1 rRNA gene is annotated in these 2,217 nt (G+C 39.6%); it reads left to right on the forward strand.

Annotated features, from left to right (window positions below):
- Positions 1 to 99 (forward strand): 5S ribosomal RNA (gene rrf, locus L2730_RS21840); the annotation flags it as partial.
- Between the last annotated feature and the right edge of the window lie 2,118 nt (positions 100 to 2,217).

Here is a 2,217-nt window from a genome sequence, read left to right on the forward strand (position 1 = left end):
TGTGGTCCCACCTGATCCCATTCCGAACTCAGAAGTGAAACACAGTATCGCCGATGGTAGTGTGGGGTTTCCCCATGTGAGAGTAGGTCATTTCCAGGCGCCTAATTAGTATCAAAGCCCGCTATTATATAGCGGGCTTTTTTACGTCTGCAGTTTGAGCGAGTTAATCGTGCTCGCTAACTCTCATAGTGTTACATTGATAGCGGTGTGGCCGATATGCCCATGTGAGAGTAGGTCATTTCCAGGCGCCTAATTTCTCGTAAGAGAGTATCAAGCCCGTTGCTAACGCAACGGGCTTTTTTACGTTTGGAATCTGAGCAAGTTAATCATTTTGCTATAGCGCTTAGGGCTGCAGTGATTACGGTGTGGTGCGACAAGATTATTTTTAGGTAGCTTCTTCACTTAATTAGGTATAAATGGCTAGCTCGATGTCAATCCGGCATTGAGCTTGGCCAGAAAATTGCCTCGATGCATTTCTGGTATTTATCACGTCCCTGTCCTTGCTCCCAGCTAGGCCCATCTATCGCTTGCTGTGGTAATAGAGAGTAGGTCATCTTAAGGTTTTAAATTAATTGAAGAAGACAACCTATTAAGGTGGTTTATTCACTTAAGCTGGTATAAATAACCAGGCCTATGTTAATCCGCTACTAATTCTGATTATAGATTGTGTTCTGGTGTTTCAGATATTTAACAGATCTATGCACCTAGCCGCCCTGCTTTTTAAATGCGACTTGCGCAACTAGACTCTTGAATACATTCTAGTAAAAGTCGTCCTTTCTGGGCACATAACTTTATTATGGTAAATTAGTGCGATATTCTGCCCTTACATGACCGTATTTTGTGCATTCATTTGATTTGTAAAGATTTTTGCGTGCCATTTGTCATCTGGCTTTTGTAAAGGCGAAAACAAAACATAATTATTGTATAGATAGTTGAAACTTTGTCATTAGATAGTGAGTTTTATTATGTTTGTAATTGATTCGGCCTTAGAGCAATGAACTTTGGCTAATAGCCAAATATGATATTTAGCAAGGCTGCTCTACAATCATTTAAGCTAGTCATTTCCTTGTATTCCGTCTGCTATCTAAAGGATGAAAGAGATTGGCTAATGTGAGCAGTATTATTTAGGCCGGGTTATGATAGAAACTCGCATGATTAGTGTCGTCGCATTTGCTGATTTATGAATTATTAGCTGTTAGTAAAATAATGATACGAATGTCATCAAGGTGCCTGTAGCATCTTTAGGGATCATAATTAGGGGCTCACTCTTGAAACTACCGATGTAGGTTAGATCATTGTGGATGTCTTTTATCGCACTTTTAGGACGGTGTTAGTATCAATAAACATAGGCTAAGTTGAGGATAGCAATAGTGCTGCCAAATATCCCTGATTGTGGTTTTTATACTACATACTACTTTGACAAAGTAAGGCTAGAGCTTGTTTATAGAGTTTTCGATACTCGTTAGCGGCAATAGTTAGATTTAAGGTCTTGCTTAATAGTATGCACTAAAAAGAAAGCGGATATTTACATTTGAAGGAAAGCGCTCTTGTCAGTTCTTGTTTAAGTGAGATCTAGATAATCTGTAGAAACTGATGATTCGTTAATCTAAAGCTCCTTGAGTTGTAATGGGGGAATTTAGCTAGCCCATTTTTACTTATGTCCATGCTCAGGCACCATTTGTAAGTAATTCAATTAAGCTTTAGCCCTGAGTGCCACTTTGTTTACTTACTTAGAGCTAGTATATATAGCTACTTAGTTAGGTTGCATAATTAGTTTCTTATTAGCTCTGTATATAGATGTCATAGCAACGGCAGGTTTTATATCTTTTGGCCTGAACCTTTTATAGGCCAGCTAATATTTTTTGTTTTAGACCTACCAGCACCTAAATACTGTACTAGACTCAATATCCCGCTTGGCGGTTAAGGTTTAGATTTTGGGCTAGGTTGTGGGTAAGTCTGGGGGTAAGTGGTGTGTATGATGTGGTTTATCTGTGACTTTTAAAAAAGGTTGTTTTAATTGATAAAAGCACTTGCGCTTACACAGGAACTCCCTATAATGCGCATCCACTGACACGGCACAGCAGGCCAACTACTCTTAGCAAAAGCTAGGTAGTACGGGACTTGCAGCGGTGTTAGAGAGTTGAAAACCTTCGGGGATTTGATTCAGGTGACAAACGCTTTAAGGGCTTCGGGTAATGCTTCTTTTCACGAGAGTGG

Source organism: Shewanella kaireitica (genome assembly GCF_023284045.1).
GTDB classification, from domain to species: domain Bacteria; phylum Pseudomonadota; class Gammaproteobacteria; order Enterobacterales; family Shewanellaceae; genus Shewanella; species Shewanella kaireitica.